Raw genomic sequence first — 18,950 nt, 5'->3', positions numbered from 1 at the left:
GGGAGGTAGGAGGGGGGGGGTTGGTCGGGATGGGAGAGATGTCTTGACAAGCACCCCCGCGCCGTGTTTTTGGCTTCGTATCGGGGTGCGGGGGTGGTGTGGGTGCATGGTTCGGTGGGTGCGTTGGTGGCGGGTTCGGGGGCGGGCGCGGGGTTTGAGGTGCGGGCGCGGGGTTTTGGGTGTTGGTTGCGTGGGGTTCGCGGCTCATGGTTAGCGGCCCGATGCCGCATTGGGGGCATCGGGCGGTGGGGTGGGCTGTGAAGGGCACCCTGAGGGAATCCGAGTCCGTGAGGGACCCCTTGAGGGAATCTAGGTCCGTGAGGGGGCCCTTGAGGGAATCCAAGTCCGTGAAGGGGTCCCTCACGGCGGCACCGAATTGCTGCTGCGAAAAAGCGCACCCATGCGAAGGTGCGGGTCCGGGAAGGGGAGCCTCGCGGAGCTAGTTCCTGTGGAGTCGCCTCGTGGAAATGGTGTCCGTGGAAGGCGTCACGGGAGTGGTCCGGCGGGCGTGAAAAGACTGCGCAGCGGTCACAGCCTATGCGAGGGACTGCGGATCAGGGGCGCTGGCGCACTCCGGCCAGTACTGCGCTCACGCTCGGCAGCCAGCGGTGCCTCGGGTCCGGCGCGGTCAGCCATTCCGGGCCGGTTCCGGGTGCCTGCTGTCCGATCGGCAGGGGGAGGAGTGCGCCGCTGTCCAGGACGGTTACGTCCGCTGGCAGGGTGCCTCGCAGGAGGAGTTCGCCGTCGGTTTCGGCGAGGATTGCCAGGCGGGGGCCGTGTTGGGTGGGGAGGATCAGGGACGGGCCCTCGCAGCCCAGGGCGGACAGGTGGGCTCGCACCGGGCCTGAGGTGAGTTTCGGCAGGGTGACCGCGCACAAACCGTTTTCCAAGGCCAGGAACAGGCGCGCTCCCTGCCGTCGGACGGACCAGCCGAACACCCCGCCGTAATACGCGTCCGCTGGGTCTGGGCCGGTGTGGTGGTCGGGCCGCAGTTGCTGGTCGAGAGTCATCGTCGACGCCTTCCGCTCGCATGGGGTGCGCGACCATGCTAACGGCACTCAGTGCCACTAGCAACCCGGGCTGCTACCGTTCGGGGATGACGGAGACGCCGCGCACCCGGGTCGGGGCCACGCCGGCCGGGCGGCGGCAGTTGCGTCGGGCGCTGGCGACGGCGGCCGTCGATCTGTTCGCCGCCAACGGGTACGAGGCGACGACCATCGACGACATCGCGGCGGCCGCCGGGGTCGGGCGGCGGACGTTTTTCCGGTACTTCGACAGCAAGGACGACGTCCTCTTCGCCAATCACGACGAGATCGTCGCCGAGATGCAGCAGGTCTTCGAGACCGCCGACCCGGCGCGCGACCCGATCGAGGTGGCCACCGCGGCGGTGTCGCTCGTGCTGGAATCTTATGCTGCGGAACTGGACGTCTCGCTCAAGCGGTTCACCCTCACTCGCACGGTGCCGTCGTTGCGGGACAAGGAAGTCGCGACGGTCGACCGTTATCAGCGTGTCCTCGCCCGCTACCTCCAGGACCGCTTCGCCGCCGCCGGCGACGAGGCTGCGACTCTCCGCGCCGCGGTGGCCGCGGCGGCGATCGCGGCGGCCAACAACCACGTCTTGCGGCGCTGGCTGCGCAGTGGCGGGCGCGACGACATCGAGGCTGCGGCGACGGAGGCGTTCACTCTGGTCGCGGACGCGTTCCGGACCTCCGGCGGGAAGCCGCCGGGCGAGGCGGAGCCGGGCACGGTAGTGGCGGTGCTCAGCACTGCGACGCCGTTGCACGAGGTGGTGACCCGGATCGGGGCCGCGTTGCGCGAGGCCGGGTCCGGATGAGGTGCTTGCCGGGCGGCTAGGGAAGTGCACTGAGTGCCATTGCGGTCCCGGCGAGGGGTGGATGGCAGGTGGGGCCGCAGTGCAGGTCAGGATGTGAAGCAGGTGGGCCGCAGTGCGGGCCGGGGTGTGAAGCAGGTGGGCCGCAGTGCGGGGGTCAGGCTGTGAAGAAAGCGCGCAGGGCTTCGGCGACTCGGCCGGGATCGCCGTCGTCGTCCGGGCCTGAATGTCCCAGGCCGGAGAACGTGATTCGTTGTGCGTGCGGGATCGTGGCGGACAGTTCGTCCAGTGCGGTCCGGAGGAATGCCGGGCTTTTGGTGCCGCCCAGAAACAGAACTCGCGCGCGGAGGTTCGCGTAATCCCGTGCGGTGCCGGCCAATTCCTCGACTAGCTGGACGTCGAAGCGCTGGGTCGGGACTAGTGCCGGGATCGGCACATCAGACCCGCTGTGCTGCAGCCGTGCGCCGACCGCCATCAGCGGCACGAGCGCGAATCGCGGGATCCGGTCGAGCGCCGGTTCGACGGCCAATCCCTTCAATGCCGTGACCAGTGCGGAAGCGAGCCGCCCGCGGGCGACCTCCCGCTCGAAGCGCGGCACCCAATCCAGCGGCACTGAGCCGTTGACCGACAGCGGTGGTTCGTACAGGGCGACCGCGCTGATCTCGGGGATGGAAAGTGCGCTTCGCAAGGTGATCAGTGCCCCTGAGCTGAGACCGAAAACCTGTGCCGCGCCGGTTTTCTCGACCAGCGCGCGCAGGTCTTCTGTTTCCCGCGCGATCCCGTAATCGGCACCGTGCGGTCCGCTGAGCCCTCGGCCGCGCCGGTCCGGCACGCAGACGGTGAATTCGTTCGACAGTGCGTCCGCCAGCTTCATCAGATGCTGCGCAGCCTGCATGCCTCCGTGCATGAGCAGCACCGCCGGACCCTTGCCCAGCTGGCGATATCCGAGGACGGTCCCGTCGGCCGAGACGACCGACCCGGTGCGGTACTCGCTCATCGGTCTTCCCGATTACCCGGGCACAGTGTTCGCATAAAGACCACTCTAGCTAACCACGTACAGCGTTCGCAATAATGCGGGCCATGGTTGACGAAGCGGACGACGTGCGCCCGCCGATCTGGCTGCGGCCGGAACGCGGCGCCCGGGGGCCGCGGCCCGCCCACAGCCGAGCCGGCCTGGCGGCCGCGGCGATCCGGGTCGCGGACGCGGAAAGCCTCGAAGCGGTGTCCCTGCGCCGGGTCGCCGGCGAGATGGGCACCGGCACGACCACGTTGTACCGCTACATCGCCACGAAGGACGAGCTGTTCGACTTGATGGCCGATGCCGCCTTCGGGGAACGCGAGCCACCGTCGCCGACCGGGGACTGGCAGGCGGACCTGCGGACCGTCGCCAGCGAGTACCGCGCCCTGGTGCTGCGGCACCCGTGGCTGGCCGCGTTGCCCGCGACCCGTCCGGTGCTGGGGCCGAACAGCCTGGCCTGGCTGGACGCGGCGTACGCGACGGTGGACGTCCTGGGCTTGTCCGCGGACGAGGTCTTGGCTCAGGTGGGCACGGTGCTCACCTTTGTCCGCGGCCACGTCGTCGACGAGCTGGCCGAACGGGAAACGGCGCGCCGGTCCGGAGTGGACATGCCGACGTGGTTGGCGGTGCAGGCGCAATACGGGGAATCGATCATCGGCAGCGGAAACTATCCGCATCTGAGCCGGATCATGGTCGAAGCGGAAACGCCGCACGCCGACGATCGCTACGAACGGACCTTCCGCCGCGGGCTCGACCACATCCTGACCGGGCTGGCCCGCAGCGGCCGGTAGGCGGACCGGATCAGGCCTTGGCCACCGCGGGCTCGAGGACTTCTTCGCACCACTGCCGGAAAGTCGTCGGAGTCTCCACCGCGTGCTGCGGGGTGCGGACGACGCCCTCGTCCAGATGGTTCAGCTTCGCGGTCGCCATGTCCATCATGGACTGTGCCATCGCATCGGAAGTACCGTTCGCGAGGACCTGCGCGCCCAGTGCGGAGACCGGGATTTGCTGGTACTTGACCGAAATCCCCAGCACGTCGCTGATGATGGCGGCCTGCTGGTCCGGCGACAGGTCTTCCGGGCCGAGGATCGGGACTTCTTCCCTGCCGGTCCACAAAGGATCGAGCAGCAGCCGCGACGCGACCGCGGCGATGTCGCGGGTGCACGCGGTCGGCGCGGCGTAGTCCGGCGGCAAGATGTCGTAGAACGTGCCTTGCTTTTTGAGCACCGCGGTTTGGCGCAGCAGGTTGTCCATAAAGGTCGGATTCGCCAGCGCGCGGAAGGCGACGCCGGTGTCGGCGATGAGGTCGTCCATCGCCAGGGTGGCGGTGACGTGCCCGGCCCGTTCGGCGAAGGCGGTTCCACGGCCGAGTGCGCTGACCGAGACGACCCGGCGGACGCCGTGGGTGTGGATCGCTTCGATCGCGGGGCGGGCGAAGCCGGAGTAGGCCTCGTCGGCGCTGGCGGCTCGCCGGTCGGGCGGGACGAGCCAGAACACCGTGTCCGCACCGTCGAAGGCGCGGGCGAGCACCTCGGGATCGCTGTGCGAACCCTGGTGGACTTCGATTCGTTCACGCAGGTCAGCGGGCAGTTTCGCGGGATCGCGGACGATCGCGCGGACGGGGCGCGAACCGTCGGCGATGTCGGCGAGAACGCGGCTGCCGATGTTCCCGGTGGGGGCGGTGACGACGATCATGCGGGCACTCCAGGACACTGTCGAAGAGGTGGAGGAGGAAGTAAACTCCACCGTACCGTTTACTTTTGGCGGAGGCAAGATGGCGCGTGAAGGCGGTTCGCAGCTGCGGGGTGCGGAGTTGCGCAGGCACATCCTGCTGGCGGCGAAGAACGTGTTCCTCGAGACCGGGTTCGAGCGCGCGTCGATGGACGCGGTCGCGGCCGGCGCGGGAACGTCGAAGCGGTCGCTGTACGCGCACTTCGAGAGCAAGGACAAGCTGTTCCTCGCGGTCCTCGACCTGGTCCGCGAGCTGTATCTCGGCAAGCTGATGACGCCGGACGCCTACGCGGCCGACCCGGTCGAGGCGGTCGCTCTGTTCTGCGGCAGGTTCCAGCAGTTGCTGACCTGGGAGCCGCAGGCGCGGACGTGCCGGCTCTGCATCTCGGCTGCCGAGCGGCTGCCGGACAGCGCGAAGGCGTATTACGACTCGATGTTCGCGGTGATGTACGCGAGGCTCGCCGAGTACCTCGCTGCGCAGTACAAAATGGACACTCCGGACGCGGCGGCGCTCGCGGAGGATCTGGTCGGCCGGACGGTGCTGCCGCGGGTGTTCCGGGTGTTGCTGAAGGCCGAGCCGGCGATCGAGGAAATGCCCAGGGCCGAGGCGGCGGTGGAAAACGTTGAGCTGGAACCGATCCGGCGGATCGTGTCGGCGGCGCTGGGGCCACGCGCATGAAGATCGCCGCGGTCGACGTCTGGGTGGTGAATCTGCCGCTGACGAATCCGTTCACCAGTTCGTTCGAGACCAAGACCGGCGAAACCCGCACGGTGGTGCGGCTGCGCACGGACACCGGCGCCGAGGGCTGGGGCGAGACGATGCGGGGCCGTCCGGTCGCGGAGCTGACCCGGAAACTGGGCGCGGAAATGATCGGGACGAGCCCGTTCGCGCTCGAAGCGTTCCACCGCCGGCAGCACATGGTGCCGTTTTTCCACGGCTATCTGGGTTATGCGGCGCTGGCCGGGCTGGACGTCGCGTGCTGGGACCTGATCGGGCGGGTCACCGGGCAGTCCGTGACCGATCTGCTCGGCGGGGCGGTGCGGACCGAGGTGCCGATCACCGCGTTGATCACGCGCGCGGACGCGCCCGGTGCCGAAGGCTCGGAACTCGAGCAGGGGCTGGCCGAACACGCGGCGAGAGTGGTCGCCGAGGACGGATTCTCGGCGGTGAAACTGAAAGGCACCCGGGACGTTCGCGGCGATGTCCGGATCATGCGGGCGCTGCGCGGCGCGCTGCCGGAGGCAGAGTTGCGGGTCGACCCCAATGCCGCGTGGTCGGTGCCCGATTCGATTCGCGCCGGGATCGCGTTGGAGGAGCTGGACCTGGAGTATCTCGAGGACCCGTGCGGGGGGATCGAGGGGATGAGCCAGGTGCGAGCGAAGGTGCGGATTCCGTTGTGCACCAACATGTGCGTCGTCCGGTTCGAGGAGTTCGCGCCGGCGGTGCGGCTCGGTGCGGTCGACGTGATCCACGGCGACGTCTACAAATGGGGCGGCATCGCGGCGACCAAGGCGCTCGCCGCGCATTGCGAGACGTTCGGGCTCGGGATGAATCTGCACAGCGGCGGCGAACTCGGTATCGCCACTGCCGCGCATCTGGCGGTGGTGGCCAGCACTCCGGTGCTGTCGCGGGCGATCGACAGCATGTATTACCTGCACGCTGACGACATTGTGGCACCACTGCGGCTTTCCGGCGGACGGTTGCAGGTGCCGACCGGGCCGGGGCTTGGCGTGGAAGTAGATGAAGAGAAGCTGGCTTTCTATGCGGCGAAGAACGAGCGGGAAGGCGATCTCACCGGGTGAGGGTGCCGCGGTCCTCGGAGGACCGCGGCACCTTTGCCGCTCAGCGCAAGGCGTTTACCGTGATCGTGAGTGTGTCCGGATCGCCCGCCTGGACTGCGCCACTGAAATCGGGACCGGGGGAGACGTCGTCGTACGGGAACGCGTAGCCCCGGTTGTCCGGGAGTTTGCTGTGCACGATCCGCGCGTAGTGGTTGGTTTCCGGGTTCTGGTAGAACTTCGCGGGGTCTTCGCCGGTCGGCTGTTTCGGATTGTCGCGCAGGGTGGTGCGGTTCAACGCCGCCGCTAGCCGGGGGATGATCGCCTTGCGGGCGTCGCTGTCGCCTTGTTTGATGGCGAACGGGCCGCTGTCGCAGCTCCACACGTCCGGCGTCGCGGGCTTGTCGAAGCGTTCGCCGTTGTTGAAGGCGAGCACGCCGTCCGCGCCGACCTGGCCGGTGAACGCGCCGAGACCGGGGACCTGGGTGTCGACGGTGAGCGTCTCGCTGGCGTATTTCTTCCACACCTCGTCGATGTAGCCGTCGAGATAGCCGCCGAATTGGTCGGCGCGGTAATGCGCGGACAGGGCGCGCAGCGGTTTGCCGTCGCCTCCGGTCTCGATGAGCGTGCCCCATTTGCCGCCCTGGGCGTTGAGCGCGTCGCAGATCGGGTCGAGGGAGCGGGCCGGGAGCCCGGGCACGGTCTGCTCGCCGGAGCCGGTCGTGGTCAGGTGCAGGCCGATCGGGATCGCGACGAAGTCGACGTAGCTGATGTTGGCGAACAGCACGTCGTTGTTGAAGGTGAATTCGCAGAACGACCAGTTCCGGCCGTAATTCGGGTCGTCGGCGGCGAGGAAACTCGGATGCACGAGCGCCGGGCCCTGATTGACGAAAAAGTCCAGTTTGCCGTCCAGGACGACATAGATCCGGGCCGCGTACATTTTCGGGACGGTGACCTGGGAAAGCGATTTCAGCGGGATCGCGCAGTCCTCGCCGAGCGGGGTGTGGTCGCTGCCCGGGGAGGGCGGGTAATAAGGCGTGCCATCGGCTTTCAGGATGACGAGCCGGTTGTCCAGCGTCGTGCCGGTGATATACGCGTACGCCTGGCCGGCGCCGGATTGGTCGTTGAACGCGACCTTCGCGGTGTCGGGGGTGGTCGCGGAGGCGAACGCGGCGTTCCAGAGTGGAAATGTCGCGGCTGCCGCGGATGCGCCGAGGAATGCCCGCCGGGAAATCAAGGAAAACCGCCTCCTGGAGTCGTGCCCTTTTCCGGTGACCGGCACGCTAGTCACGGCCGGGAGACGGGGTCAACGAATGCGGGGGATATTGGCCGGTTTTGTCATTCCCGGAAAAAGCCGAGGACGCGCACTGAGGCACGGGCCGCCGCCACGGCCCGCGCCTCAGTGTCTGTTGTGGACCGTCCGGGTCAGCTGACCTGCAGGTCGATGCAGGCGTAGAAGGCGTTCGCGGTGTCCGCGATGTTCCAGACGGCGAGCACCGTCTGCCTTCCGGTGTGCCCCTTGAGGTTCACGTTGTGGGTGACTGTCGCCGGGGGCTGCTGGCCGCCGCCGTCCACCGTGGCGATCTTGTCGTTGCCGATCCAGTACTCGTACGTGGAGGTGCGGTGCCGGGCGGTGAACTTCCAGGTGAAGGCCACCGAGGAACCGACCGGCGAAGCCTTCCATCCCTTGTTGTTGTCGTTCAGTTCGGCGAACTGGGCGTTGCCGCCGCTGCAGCTGTGCAGCCCCTTCGGCCCTTCGACGCTCTGCGGTTCGTACTTGATCTGGCCGCAGGACACGACTCCCTGCGCGCACTGGGCCTGCCGGCTCGCCGGCGCGTTGACGTACCCGTGCGCACTGGCGATGCCTGCCGGGCTGAGCAGCACGAGCACCGGGGCGATCGCCGTGCCGACCGCGGCGGCGACGAGTTTCCGGTTCGCTTTCATGGACAGCTCCTTCGGGGAATGCTCGTTTCCTTGTGCGGGTACGACAAAGCGACGCACCGGCTTTCCGGGAGCCGGCCCGCGGAGGGATCGAGCGAAGGGGTGGGCTTCTTGGTCTAGACCATACGCCCGGGGCGCGGGAAAGGTCAACAGCTGGCAAAGAAAGGCGGAGTGCCGGTTATCCGTCAACGTTGTCAAGCAAGACCACTGTCTCTTGTGGTGCTTGCCGGGCGGGTTTTCCCGGGATTGCGCCGGACGGGTGGCGTGCGCGCGGATCGCGGCCACCCAGCGTGTTCTTGACTGTCTATAATGGACAGTGAGAAACTGCGTGGGCGCACGGAAGGCCGCGGATCGGGGCGGTCCGGTGCAGTGATTCTGCCCGGTCTTCGAAAGCACCGACTTCCGGAGGGTTGAACGAATTCGGCCGGGAATGCTGAAATGGACGGTTGGGCGTTCGCCCGGACTGGGGGTGGTTTCGTATTGTCGGTCGCGGCATTCCGCGCAGCCGGCAATAGCCCGGGGCGGGCAGCCCCTGCCGTCTCTCGCGAGCGATAGGGGCCGCCGCCGGTCAGTGCCGGTCTTCGATCGTCAAGTCGCCCCGGGTCGCCGTGCGGAGGTGGTCGCTGGCGAGCACGTCGTGCGGCATGCCGAGCTGGATCGCGCTGGCCTCGGCGAGGCGGGCCAGCTGGGGCTCGGTGAACTCGACGGTCAACGCCTCCAGATTGTCTTCCAGCTGGTCAGGTGTGCGGGCGCCGATGATCGGCGCGGTCACGGCGGGGTTCAGCAGCGTCCAGGCCAGCCCGGCCTGTGCGGGCGTGCAGCCGATTTCCCCGGCGACGCCGGTCAGGACGTCGGCGATGCCCAGGCTGCGTTCGGTGACCGCGCCGACGGCGAGATTGAAGCTCTTGCGCGTGCTCTCGCCCGGGGAGGGGTCGGCCGGGGTCAGGTCGGCGCGGGTGTACTTGCCGGTCAGGACGCCGCCGGCCAGCGGGGAGAAGGGGACCACGCCCAGCCCCATCTCGCGGGCCATCGGGAGCAGGTCGCGTTCCCCGGTGCGCTCGACGAGGTTGTACTCGACCTGCAGCGCGACCAGCGGCGACCATCCGCGCAGGTCGGCGATGGCCTGCATCCGCGAGATCTGCCAGGCGGGGGCGGTGGACATCGCGACATAAAGGATTTTGCCCTGGCGGACGAGGTCGTCCATGCCGCGCAGGATCTCCTCGACCGGCGTCGTGAAGTCCCAGACGTGCAGGTAGAGCAGGTCGAGGTAGTCCGTGCCGAGCTGCCGAAGGCTGGCCTCCACCGACGCGAAGAGGTTTTTGCGGTGCGGGCCGCCGGAGTTCGGGTCGCCGGGGCGGCGCAGGGTCGTGTACTTCGTCGCCAGGACCAGGCTTTCGCGGTTGCCGCGGGCGAACTCGCCGAGCATGCGCTCGGCGGTGCCGTCGGTGTAGGTCGGCGCGGTGTCGATGAAGTTGCCGCCGCGTTCGACGTAACGGTCGAACAGCCGGCGCGCGCCCTCCTCGGCCACGCCCCAGCCCCATTCGGTGCCGAAGGTCGCCGTGCCGAGCGCCAGCGGCGAGACCCGCAGCCCGGAACGGCCGAGCAGCCGGTAGGTGTCGAGAGTGAGCGGCATGGGTCCTCCTGTGCTTGTGCTCCAGTGCCGCTGACCAGCCTGTTCCCGTCTCGCGCCGGGGGTAAGGGAAGGAATTGCCTGGGAAAGCGAGTCCTACCCTTCGGGTAGAGTCGAGGTCGATGACCCGTGCTGTTGACCGGACCCAGGAACTGGCCGCGTTCCTGCGGACCCGCCGCGAACGCCTCGACCCGGACGAGTTCGTCCTTCCCGCGCGCCGGCAGGCCCGGCGGACGCCCGGCTTGCGCCGCGAAGAGGTCGCCGAACTGGCCGGCGTGAGCATCGACTACATCGTGCGGCTGGAGCAGGCGCGCGGGCTGCGTCCGTCGGCGGAGGTCGTGGAGGCGCTGGCCGGAGCGTTGCGGCTGAGTCCCGGCGAGCGCGCTTATCTCTACGGGTTGGCCCAGCAGCAACCTCGTTCAGCGGACAAGCCCGCTGCCGTCGCGGCGGAACCGCTGGCGCAGCTGATCGCCGATCTTTCCCCGCTGCCGGCCATGCTGCTGAACCACCGCTACGACATCCTCGCGTGGAACCGCGAATTGACGCGCCTGCTGGTGGATTTCGAAACGCTGCCGCCGGCTCAGCGCAACGCGATGTGGCTGTGCTTGCGTCATCCGGAACTGCAGGCGTTCTACATCGACCGGGAAACTGTTGTGCGACAAGGCATCGCGCACCTGCGGGCAGCCTGGGCTACGCATCCCGACGATGCGGAGCTGAGCGACCTGATCGCGGAATTCCTCGCCCAGGACGAGGAATTCGCCCGGTGGTGGGCGGAACGAGACGTCGCGATCAACGGCCGGGGGCTCAAAGTGCTGCGGCATCCCGAGGCCGGAGAGCTGACAGTGCGGTTCGAAGTGCTTGCCCCGCTGGAGAATCCGGACCAGCGCGTGCTGCTCTACCGCGCGGCGGACGACGACAGCCGCGCGGCGCTGACCCGATTGTTCGCCGGCTGAAGGCGGCCCTCGTTCAGGATCGCCGAGAGGGGGTCAACGGCGGATTTCCCCTTTGCCGTGCTCGATAAGCCGCTGCTTTCATCTTGTTCCCGCAGGTAGCCATCGCGCACCATTCCCGCCGGGACCCTCGCGAATGATCCAGGTACACCTGGGTGCACTCCGGCCGTCCGCATTCCTTCAGCAGATCCGCGTCCGGTCCGCCCAGGATCGTCACCGCGGCCCGCGCCACGGTCGACAACGCCTGCGCCGCCGTCGCCCGGACCTGCCGTCCGGCCCGGGTCAGCTGCGGGACCGCGTCCGGCTGCGCGGCCGCCTCGTTGACCACCGTCAACGCCCCCGGGTCGTACTCGTGGCCGACGAGCCGGGCCGCGACCAGCGCGTAGATCGCCTCCCGGACCGCGATCGCCCCGGCCAGGTCCGCGGCCGTGCTCGCCGGGTCGGCGCCGGTCACCCCCGACTCCCGGAACCAGGCGTCCAGGCTGCGCGGCGACCCCAGCATCTCGGCCGGCTCGTCGTTGCGGCGGGCCCGCAGCGTGCCGACGAAGTCCAGTGCCGGGTTCCCGCAGGGGAAGGCGTGCTCCATGCGCACCAGTCTGACAGGTGATGAATCGCGACGCAAGGAACTCCAACCGGTCTAAGTGGTTATGAGTGGCGGGTCACAGAAATACGTAACCGTCTTGACCGGTGATGAATGTGCGTGCGAAGGTTCTCTCGTCGCCGAGACCGGAGGACAGCGCCCCGGTCGCCTACCGAAAGGCCAAGTCCGATGGACCCGATCACCCAGGCGTTCCGCGAAATTCTCGGCGCGCTGGCGGCGCTGACCGGCACCGCCCTCAGCGGCTTCTGAAAACCCTTGGAAAGGAAAGTCATGTCTGAAACCACCTACACCGCCGTCGTCACCACCACCGGCGAAGGACGCAACGGCGGACGCGCGGTTTCGTCCGACGGTGCGCTCGACCTGAAGTTCGCCATCCCGAAGGAACTGGGCGGCAACGGCGGGGCGACGAACCCGGAGCAGTTGCTGGCGGCTGGCTGGTCGTCGTGTTTCATGGGCGCGGTCCGGATCGCTGCCGCGCAGCGGAAGGTGAAGCTGGCGGACCTGGCGGTGGTCGCGGATGTGACGCTGCGTCACGACGAGGCGAACTTCTGGCTCAGCGCCGCCCTGCACCTGGAGCTGACTGGGGTCGATCAGGAGACTGCCGACGCGCTGGCCGCGGCTGCGCACCAGACGTGCCCGTATTCGAAGGCTCTCGGCGGGAGCATCGAGGTCACGGTGGACGCGACGGTGGCCTGATCGGGCCGGACGGTCGAGGGTGCGAAGGAACGCCCTCGACCTGGTGGTTCCGGATCAAGGCCGGGCTGTCGGGGCCTGCTGTGCCAGCTCGCGGGCCACTTCGACAGCGACCTCGATCGCGCGCGCCGCGAGCGGGGACTGGTCGCCTCGGCCGGGCGGCCAGTGCAGGTAGATCGCCCGCGCCGGGGCGGGGTCGAGTTCGTGCACCCGCAGATCCGGCCATCCCTCCGGTCCGTGGATCGCGCCGCAGTCGCGGCAGACGACCTGGTGGATCGCCAGCCACGGCAGCACGGCGAGTCCCATTCCGGCGCGCACCATCGACAGCATCGTTTCGCTGCCCGCGGACCGGAACACGATGCGCGGCCGCGCGCCGGCGTCCGCTAGGGACTGTTCCAATCTGGGCTGGTCGCAGGTCGCCGGCCAGGCCACCATCGCCTTGCCGTCCAGCTTTCGCGCGGACACCGGACCGGACGGCAGGTCGCCGGGAGGCGCGACTACGAGGTAGGGGTCTTCCAGCAGCAGGACGTGTTCCGTGTCGTCGCTGAGCAGTCCGTCGTAGAACAACAGGTCGAGTTCTCCGAGCTGGGGCTCGTCCGGTTCCGAAAGCCTGATTTCGCAGCGGGGGTGCTCCTTCCGGAGCAGGCGCAACACGGTGGGCAGGATGGCGTGGGAGACGCTTTGCAGGGTGCCGACGTCGATCCTGCCTTCACCGGCCTTGAACCGGTCTACCGCCTGACCCAGCGCAGCGGCTTTCGCCAGCACCTCTCGGCCGTTTTCGAGGACTACGGCGCCCAGGGGCGTGATCCGCACCGGGCGCGGACCGCCCGGGCGGTCGAACACCGCGCCGCCGACGGCGCGTTCCAGGGCCGCGATGTGCTGGCTCACGCTCGACTGCGTGTAGCCCAGCCGGTTCGCCGCCCGGGAGAACGTTCCCTCCTCGGCGATCGCGACCATCGTCGTCAGCTGCCGCAGGTCTAGGTCGGCCATGGCCTCAATGTATCGCAAAGTACGATGGATATGATCGTAAACAATCGCTTTTATTAATCTCTCGGCGCTCTTAGCGTCGATGCCATGACAGTCACAGCGATTCCCGCCGAGAGAACCACCGCGCGCGGGCTGCCGTCCCTCGCGTGGGCTCTCGGTGCGTGCCATCTCGTCGCTCGGGGCGGCTCGTTCGTACAGCCGATGCTGGTGCTGTACCTGACGCAGGAACAGCGGATGACCCCGACGGCGGCGGGTGCCGTGGTGGCGGCGGTGGGCCTCGGCGACTTCGGGTCGCAGCTGCTCGGAGGCTGGCTCGGGGACCGGATCGGGCGGCGGAAGACGATGCTCCTCGGGTTCCTCGGGACGGCGATCGCGTTGGCCGCCTTGGGATCCGCCGGGGCGACGCCGGTCATCTGGGCCACCGCGGCCGGCTACGGCCTTGCTGCCGGGCTCTTCCGCCCGGCGGGATCGGCGGCGGTGGCGGACCTGCCGCCGGAACAACGGGTGCGGGCGTACAGTCTTCTTTACTGGGCGGCGAATCTCGGATACGCCGTCGCCGCAACGGTTTCCGGGGTGCTGGCGAGCCGCGGATACGGCCTGTTGTTCTGGTTGAACGCAGTCGCGATGCTGGCCGCGGCGTTGATCGTGGCGGCCGCGGTGCCAGAGACGCGTTCCGCCGGGAGCCGCCGGAAGCGCGCGTTGCTGCCAGCGTTGCTCGCCGATCGTCTGATGATCACCATGACGCTGATCCATGTCGGCTGCTTCACGTTGCTCATGCAGGCGTTCGCGACCTTGCCGTTGCTGATGACCGCGCAGCGGCTCAGCTCCGCCACCTACGGTGCCGTGCTCGCGCTCAACGGGTTCGCCATCGTCGTCCTTCAACCGGTGGCCGTCGCCGTCCTGGCGAAACGCGACCGTGGGACGGTGCTCGCCGCCTCGATGTTGCTGGTGGGGCTTGGCGGCGGTCTGGCCGCCGTGACAGCGAGCATTGCCGGTTATGCCCTTGCGGTCCTCATTCTCAGCCTCGGGCAGATCGGGTTGGCGGTTCAGTTCGGCGCGACGTTCGCTGCCCTTGCACCGCCCGATCTGCGCAGCGGGTATCTGGGTGTCGCGTCGAGCGCGTGGAGCCTCGGTGCGGTACTCGGCCCGATGATCGGCACGGCGTTGCTGGCGCAAGCTGGCCGGACTTGGCTGGGCGTGGTGGCTTTCGCTGCCGGTCTCCTGCTTTTCCTTGCCCAGCAAGCCGTTGCTGGAAGCCTTCGTCAGTCAACCGAGAAAGGAACAGTCCGATGACAACCATGACCGAGAGCGAATGGCGCGCTTTCCTCGCCGAGGGAACCAGGCTCGCCCACCTCGCCGTCACCCGCGCCGACGGACGGCCCCATGTCACCCCGATCTGCTTCGTCCTCGACGGCGACGAACTCGCCTTCGCCTTGTCGCCGGGGAGCGTCAAAGGCAAAAGCCTGGCGCGGGACGGGCTCGTCGCGGTCTGTGTCAGTGACGAGAGACAGCCCTACAGTTTCGTGACGATAGAAGGACAAGCACGGATCTCCGCCGAGCCGGACGAGATCAAGCGTGTCGCGGTGGGGATCGCTGACCGGTACTACCCCGATCAGTCCGCAGCGGACCTCGCCGAATCATTCGTCCACAGTGGATTCACCTCGGTGCGGATCAGGATCGCGAACGTCATCGCCCGATCTGGTCTCGGCTGACTCTCACCGCAGCCGCGCCCCCGCCCGCTCGAGTGCAGCCAGCACTGTGGAGCGGGCTGTGGCGATTTCGGCCGCGGTCAGCGTCGCGGACCGCGGGCGGAGGGTGACCCGCAAGGTGAGCGACCGGTGGTCCGCTGGAATCCGAGAACCCCGGTACTCGCCGACGTAGGCCACCCGCTGCACCAGATCGTGGGCCTGGGCAGCGGTATCGGCGACCAGCGACCACAGCACGGTGTCGGCGGCGAGGACGGACAGGTCGAAGTCCGACTCCGGCAGGTCGCCGACTGGGACGTAGCGGTTCTCGCGAGACGGGTGCGTGCGCAGTGCGTCGAGGTCCAGTTCGACGCACGCGATCGCGCCCCGGTCGATACCTGCCGCCCGGAGCACCGACGGCCGGACCAGCCCCAGTGCGCCGCCTGGGTGGATTGCCAGTCGCGCGGCGGGATCTGTCCAGGTCAGGTCGGTTGTGCCGGACAGCTCCAGCGAGGTGAGATGGCAGTACCGGCGGATCAGCTCGGCCAGGCCTTTGGCTCGGCGGAACAGGCCGGCCCCGTCCGGTCCGGCGAGCAGGATTCCGGCGGAGGTCCGCTCGGTCGCGGCGAAGACGGCGCCGACTTCGAAGATGCTGAACTCGTCGTGATAGCGCAGGTTGGCGGCCGCGGCTTCGAGCAGGTTCGGGACCAGCGACGGGCGCAGCCGGGCGCGGTCCGGGGCCGGCGGCTGGCCGATCGTCAGCTCGCCGTCGAGACCGCACGCGGTGAGCAGGTGGGCGGCCGACCAGGGGTAGGTCAGCACTTCCGTCGCGCCGCCGCGTGCGGCCAGTACTTCCCGGATCTGGCGGCTCAACGGGAGCCGGTTCGGTCGCGAGGTCAGCTCCACGACTGGGGATCGGGCGGGCAGTGCGTCGTAGCCGTGGATCCGGGCCAGCTCCTCGACGACGTCTACCGGCAGCGAGAGGTCGCCGGTGGAGCGCCATGACGGGGCGACGACCCGCAGCTGGTCCCCGGTGATCTCGGCGGTGCAGCCGAGGGCGCGGAGGATGCGGAGGATCTCGTCCGGGGGCAGCCGGATGCCGATCCGGCGTTCGATCTCGGCCAGGCTCACCTCGATTTCGGCGCCTGCGGTGGCGGCGAGGACAACGTCTTCCTCGCCGAGTGCCACGGCTGACGGGTCGGTTTCGGCCAGGAGGTGGAGGAACAGGTCGGCGGCTTGGTCGGCGCGTTGAGTGTCCAGGCCTTTCTCTTGTCGTATTGAAGCTTCGGTACGGGCACTGCGGCGGGCTCGGCTCGGGACCAGTGTCGGGATCTCCAGCACGGTTGAGCCGTCGGAAATGCGGACGTCACTCGGCTGTCCGACGGCGAACATCACGTAGGCGCTCAGGTCGGCGCACAGGTTCCGGCTTGGTTCGCCGATTCGCCGGAGCCGGTCGCGGATCAAAGGCGGAGTCGGCACGGAAGTGTCTACTGTGCACTGGACCGCCAGAATCCGCCGATGCCAGGCAGGGTCTGCCAAGCTGACGAGTCCGGTAGTGCTCGGCGGGCGGGCGAATCGGGGGAGCGGAGTCAGCGGGAGTCCATAAAGGACGGAAAGTTCGCGCGCGATTCCGTAGTGTCCCCACAGATCGGGGCGGTTGGTGAGCGATTTGTTGTCGATCTCGAAGACGACGTCGCCCTCGACGAGGTCGTAACCCTCGACTTCGACGGTCTTCAAGGTCAAATCGTGCGCGAGCTGGTCCGGCGAACAGCCGGGCAGGGGCACGTAGTCGGTCAGCCAGTCCCGGGAAATCTTCACGACGGCAGGCCTTTCAGGCGAATTGGGAGAGGAAACGGAGGTCGGCGCTGTGCATCAGCCGGACGTCGTCGATGCCGTAGCGCATCATCGCCAGCCGGTCCAGGCCGACGTTCAGGTAGCAGCCGGACCACCGCGCCGGGTCGAGCCCGGCGGCGCGCAGCACGTGCGGGTGGGGGCTGCCGCCGGGCATCAGTTCGAGCCAGCCGGTCCGTCCGCAGGTGCGGCAGCCGCGTCCCGCGCACACGCGGCAGATCATGTCGATCTCGAAACCCGGCTCTACGAAAGGGAAGTATCCGGCTCGCATCCGCGTCCGCACCGGTTCGCCGAACACCGTGCCGAGAACGGTGTCGACGAGGAACCGGGCGGTGGCGAGCGGGACGACCTCGTCCACCACCAGCACCTCGTACTGGAAGAACGCCCGTTCGTGCCGGGCGTCGGTGCTTTCGTTGCGGTAAACGCGGCCTGGGTAAGCGATCCGGACCGGCGGTTCGTGCGTGCTCAGGTACCGGGTGCTCGCGCCGGTCAGGTGCGGGCGCAGGCAACGGCCGTCGGTCAGCCAGTAGGTGTCCATGCTCATCCGCGCGGGGTGGTCGGCGGGGAAGTTCAGCCGGTCGAATTCCACTTCCGCGGAACTGATTTCCTGGCCTTCGACGATCTCGAAGTTGAGCGCGCGGAAGGCGTCGTCGAGGTCGTATCTCAGCTGGGTGACCGGATGCAGCCCGGCGGTCGGCGGCGGGAGGCCCGGAAGGGTGGGGTCGAGCGGATGCTCCACCGCGGGTTCGGCGGTCCGCCGCTCCTCGAGCGCAGCGGCAATGCGTTGGTGCGCCTCGGAAAGCGCGAGGCCGAGCTGCTTGCGGGAGGCCGGGTCGTACTGCCCGAGTTCGCGGCGCACGGCGGCGAGCGGGCTGGATTTGCCGAGCGCGGTCCGGCGTATCCCGGTGATGGCGGCCGGGGTGCTGGCTTGGGCGAGATCGGCGAGTGCGGCCTCGGTCAGCTCGGTGATCCGGCGCAGCGTCGAGGCTGGGTGAAAGGTGTCCACGGGAAGGGTTCCTCACTTCGGAGCGTGAAGTTCTGGACTTCACCCCCGGGCAGTGAGGGGAGACGCGGACGTCAGCGGGCGGAACCCGGCGCGCACGCGCAGCCCCCGGGCACTCCCCGGGGGCGAAGAAATCGCTGCGTACGCATGCGCCTATCTTGACACGCTCTGCTCGCGCCGCGCAAACCCCTTGCGCGGGACGTGAGGGAAACCCCGCGGGACTCAGAGTCCCCTCACGACCCGCGGGTCAGTGTCCGACGGCGGCCCGGACGGACTCCTTGAGCGAGCCGAGCGTGGCGATCACCGCGGTGGGTTCGTAGCCGCAGTGCGCCATGCAGTTCGCGCAGCGCGGGTCCTTGCCGCGGCCGAAGTTCTCCCATTCGGTGGTTTCGATGAGTTCCCGGTACGTCTTCGCGTGGCCGTCGTCCAGCAGGTAGCACGGGCGCTGCCAGCCGAGCAAGGAATACGACGGGATGCCCCACGGTGTGCATTCCAGGTCGCGCTTGCCCTCGAGGAAATCGAGGAACACCGGCGAATGGTTGAGCCGCCAGCGTTTCCGGTTGCCGCCGCCGAAGGCCTTGGCGAACAGTTCCCGGGTCTGCTGCACGCCGAGCCAGTGGTCCTGGTCCGGGGCCTTTTCGTACGCGTATCCCGGCGAGATCTGCATGTTGTCGACGCCGAGGTCGTTGAGGTAGTCGAGCACGTCGATGACGTCCTGCGGGGTGTCCCCGGTGAAGAACGTCGTGTTCGTCATCACCCGGAAGCCCTTTTCCTTGGCGAGCTTGATCGCGTCGACCGCCGCCTGGAAACCGCCTTCCTTGCGCACCGACGCGTCGTGCCGTTCTTCGAGGCCGTCGATGTGCACCATCCACGCGAAATTGCGGTGCGGCTTGAACTTGTGGATGTGCTTGGGCAGCAGCAGCGCGTTGGTGCACAGGAAAATGATCTTGCCGCGGTCGAGCAGCTGCCGGGTGATCTCGTCGATCTGCGGGTGCATCAGCGGTTCACCGCCCGCGATCGACACCATCGGCGCGCCGCTCTCCTCGATCGCCCCGACCGCCTGCTCCACCGGCATCCGCTGTTTCAGCAGGGTGTGCGGCTGCGCGATCTTGCCGCACCCGCCGCATTTGAGATTGCACGCGAACAGCGGTTCCAGCTCGACCAGGAGCGGGAACTTCTCCTTGCGCAGCAGCTTCTGCTTCATCAGATAACCGCCCAGTCGAAGAGACTGGCGCAACGGCATGGCCATC

Annotated in this window: 19 protein-coding genes; 8 read left to right on the top strand and 11 right to left on the bottom strand. The window is 68.4% G+C overall.

What is annotated here, in order from left to right:
* Window positions 1-554 precede the first annotated feature (554 nt).
* Window positions 555-1,010, bottom strand: coding sequence for a hypothetical protein (locus ACZ7SW_RS27645; protein WP_470233273.1), 456 nt, complete (start codon window positions 1,008-1,010; stop codon window positions 555-557).
* Window positions 1,011-1,096: 86 nt separating this feature from the next.
* Here ACZ7SW_RS27645 and ACZ7SW_RS27640 point away from each other — a divergent pair, with 86 nt between their 5' ends.
* The gene (locus tag ACZ7SW_RS27640) at window positions 1,097-1,834 is read left to right on the top strand and encodes a TetR family transcriptional regulator (RefSeq protein WP_470233272.1); all 738 of its coding nucleotides are present in this window, start codon (window positions 1,097-1,099) and stop codon (window positions 1,832-1,834) included.
* A 154-nt stretch (window positions 1,835-1,988) separates the two neighbouring features.
* Here the strand turns inward: ACZ7SW_RS27640 and ACZ7SW_RS27635 are convergent, their stop codons facing one another.
* Complete coding sequence (locus tag ACZ7SW_RS27635) at window positions 1,989-2,828, bottom strand: alpha/beta fold hydrolase (protein WP_470233271.1); 840 nt, start codon at window positions 2,826-2,828, stop codon at window positions 1,989-1,991.
* A gap of 83 nt (window positions 2,829-2,911) precedes the next feature.
* Here ACZ7SW_RS27635 and ACZ7SW_RS27630 point away from each other — a divergent pair, with 83 nt between their 5' ends.
* Complete coding sequence (locus tag ACZ7SW_RS27630; protein ID WP_470233270.1) at window positions 2,912-3,640, top strand: TetR/AcrR family transcriptional regulator C-terminal domain-containing protein; 729 nt, start codon at window positions 2,912-2,914, stop codon at window positions 3,638-3,640.
* A gap of 10 nt (window positions 3,641-3,650) precedes the next feature.
* Here ACZ7SW_RS27630 and ACZ7SW_RS27625 read toward each other — a convergent pair whose 3' ends face one another.
* Window positions 3,651-4,544 carry an NAD(P)H-binding protein gene (locus ACZ7SW_RS27625; protein WP_470233269.1) on the bottom strand — a complete coding sequence of 298 codons (894 nt, stop codon included), beginning with the start codon at window positions 4,542-4,544 and terminating at the stop codon, window positions 3,651-3,653.
* 79 nt (window positions 4,545-4,623) lie between these two features.
* Between ACZ7SW_RS27625 and ACZ7SW_RS27620 the strand changes: the two genes are divergently transcribed.
* Entirely contained in the window at window positions 4,624-5,259 is a 636-nt protein-coding gene (locus ACZ7SW_RS27620) for a TetR/AcrR family transcriptional regulator (protein WP_470233268.1), read from the top strand.
* Complete coding sequence (locus tag ACZ7SW_RS27615; protein WP_470233267.1) at window positions 5,256-6,383, top strand: mandelate racemase/muconate lactonizing enzyme family protein; 1,128 nt, start codon at window positions 5,256-5,258, stop codon at window positions 6,381-6,383. The genes ACZ7SW_RS27620 and ACZ7SW_RS27615 overlap by 4 nt, the downstream gene beginning before the upstream one ends.
* Before the next feature lie 40 nt (window positions 6,384-6,423).
* Here the strand turns inward: ACZ7SW_RS27615 and ACZ7SW_RS27610 are convergent, their stop codons facing one another.
* The 3 genes from ACZ7SW_RS27610 to ACZ7SW_RS27600 form a co-directional block, all read right to left on the bottom strand.
* Window positions 6,424-7,650 (bottom strand): glycoside hydrolase family 64 protein, encoded by a 1,227-nt coding sequence (locus ACZ7SW_RS27610; RefSeq protein WP_470233266.1) that lies wholly within the window; start codon window positions 7,648-7,650, stop codon window positions 6,424-6,426.
* Window positions 7,651-7,784: 134 nt separating this feature from the next.
* Window positions 7,785-8,303 carry a lytic polysaccharide monooxygenase auxiliary activity family 9 protein gene (locus ACZ7SW_RS27605; RefSeq protein WP_470233265.1) on the bottom strand — a complete coding sequence of 173 codons (519 nt, stop codon included), beginning with the start codon at window positions 8,301-8,303 and terminating at the stop codon, window positions 7,785-7,787.
* 565 nt (window positions 8,304-8,868) lie between these two features.
* The gene (locus ACZ7SW_RS27600) at window positions 8,869-9,933 is read right to left on the bottom strand and encodes an aldo/keto reductase (RefSeq protein ID WP_470233264.1); all 1,065 of its coding nucleotides are present in this window, start codon (window positions 9,931-9,933) and stop codon (window positions 8,869-8,871) included.
* A gap of 119 nt (window positions 9,934-10,052) precedes the next feature.
* Here ACZ7SW_RS27600 and ACZ7SW_RS27595 point away from each other — a divergent pair, with 119 nt between their 5' ends.
* Complete coding sequence (locus ACZ7SW_RS27595; protein ID WP_470233263.1) at window positions 10,053-10,883, top strand: helix-turn-helix transcriptional regulator; 831 nt, start codon at window positions 10,053-10,055, stop codon at window positions 10,881-10,883.
* Between the two features lie 13 nt (window positions 10,884-10,896).
* On the opposite strand, the gene ACZ7SW_RS27590 is transcribed toward ACZ7SW_RS27595, so the two are convergent.
* The gene (locus ACZ7SW_RS27590; RefSeq protein WP_470233262.1) at window positions 10,897-11,466 is read right to left on the bottom strand and encodes a CGNR zinc finger domain-containing protein; all 570 of its coding nucleotides are present in this window, start codon (window positions 11,464-11,466) and stop codon (window positions 10,897-10,899) included.
* Window positions 11,467-11,751: 285 nt separating this feature from the next.
* Between ACZ7SW_RS27590 and ACZ7SW_RS27585 the strand changes: the two genes are divergently transcribed.
* Entirely contained in the window at window positions 11,752-12,177 is a 426-nt protein-coding gene (locus ACZ7SW_RS27585; protein ID WP_470233261.1) for an Ohr family peroxiredoxin, read from the top strand.
* A gap of 54 nt (window positions 12,178-12,231) precedes the next feature.
* On the opposite strand, the gene ACZ7SW_RS27580 is transcribed toward ACZ7SW_RS27585, so the two are convergent.
* Window positions 12,232-13,164, bottom strand: coding sequence for a LysR family transcriptional regulator (locus ACZ7SW_RS27580; RefSeq protein WP_470233260.1), 933 nt, complete (start codon window positions 13,162-13,164; stop codon window positions 12,232-12,234).
* A gap of 84 nt (window positions 13,165-13,248) precedes the next feature.
* Here ACZ7SW_RS27580 and ACZ7SW_RS27575 point away from each other — a divergent pair, with 84 nt between their 5' ends.
* Both ACZ7SW_RS27575 and ACZ7SW_RS27570 read left to right on the top strand, forming a co-directional pair.
* Window positions 13,249-14,454, top strand: coding sequence for an MFS transporter (locus ACZ7SW_RS27575; protein WP_470233259.1), 1,206 nt, complete (start codon window positions 13,249-13,251; stop codon window positions 14,452-14,454).
* Complete coding sequence (locus ACZ7SW_RS27570; RefSeq protein ID WP_470233258.1) at window positions 14,451-14,873, top strand: PPOX class F420-dependent oxidoreductase; 423 nt, start codon at window positions 14,451-14,453, stop codon at window positions 14,871-14,873. Before ACZ7SW_RS27575 ends, ACZ7SW_RS27570 begins: the two co-directional genes overlap by 4 nt.
* A 3-nt stretch (window positions 14,874-14,876) precedes the next feature.
* On the opposite strand, the gene ACZ7SW_RS27565 is transcribed toward ACZ7SW_RS27570, so the two are convergent.
* The 3 genes from ACZ7SW_RS27565 to hpnH all read right to left on the bottom strand — a co-directional run bounded on the left by ACZ7SW_RS27565 (window position 14,877) and on the right by hpnH (window position 18,949).
* On the bottom strand, window positions 14,877-16,664 hold the full coding sequence (locus ACZ7SW_RS27565) for a phenylalanine--tRNA ligase subunit beta-related protein (protein ID WP_470233257.1): 1,788 nt from the start codon (window positions 16,662-16,664) through the stop codon (window positions 14,877-14,879).
* Window positions 16,665-16,677: 13 nt separating this feature from the next.
* Entirely contained in the window at window positions 16,678-17,703 is a 1,026-nt protein-coding gene (locus ACZ7SW_RS27560) for a tRNA ligase subunit PheS family protein (RefSeq protein WP_470233256.1), read from the bottom strand.
* Window positions 17,704-17,947: 244 nt separating this feature from the next.
* A complete protein-coding gene (gene hpnH, locus ACZ7SW_RS27555) occupies window positions 17,948-18,949 on the bottom strand; it encodes an adenosyl-hopene transferase HpnH (protein ID WP_470233255.1) in 1,002 nt (333 codons plus the stop codon).
* Between the last annotated feature and the right edge of the window lies 1 nt (window position 18,950).

It is taken from the genome of Amycolatopsis sp. NPDC114484 (assembly GCF_055633755.1).
This window is presented reverse-complemented; position numbering and strand designations above follow the sequence as displayed.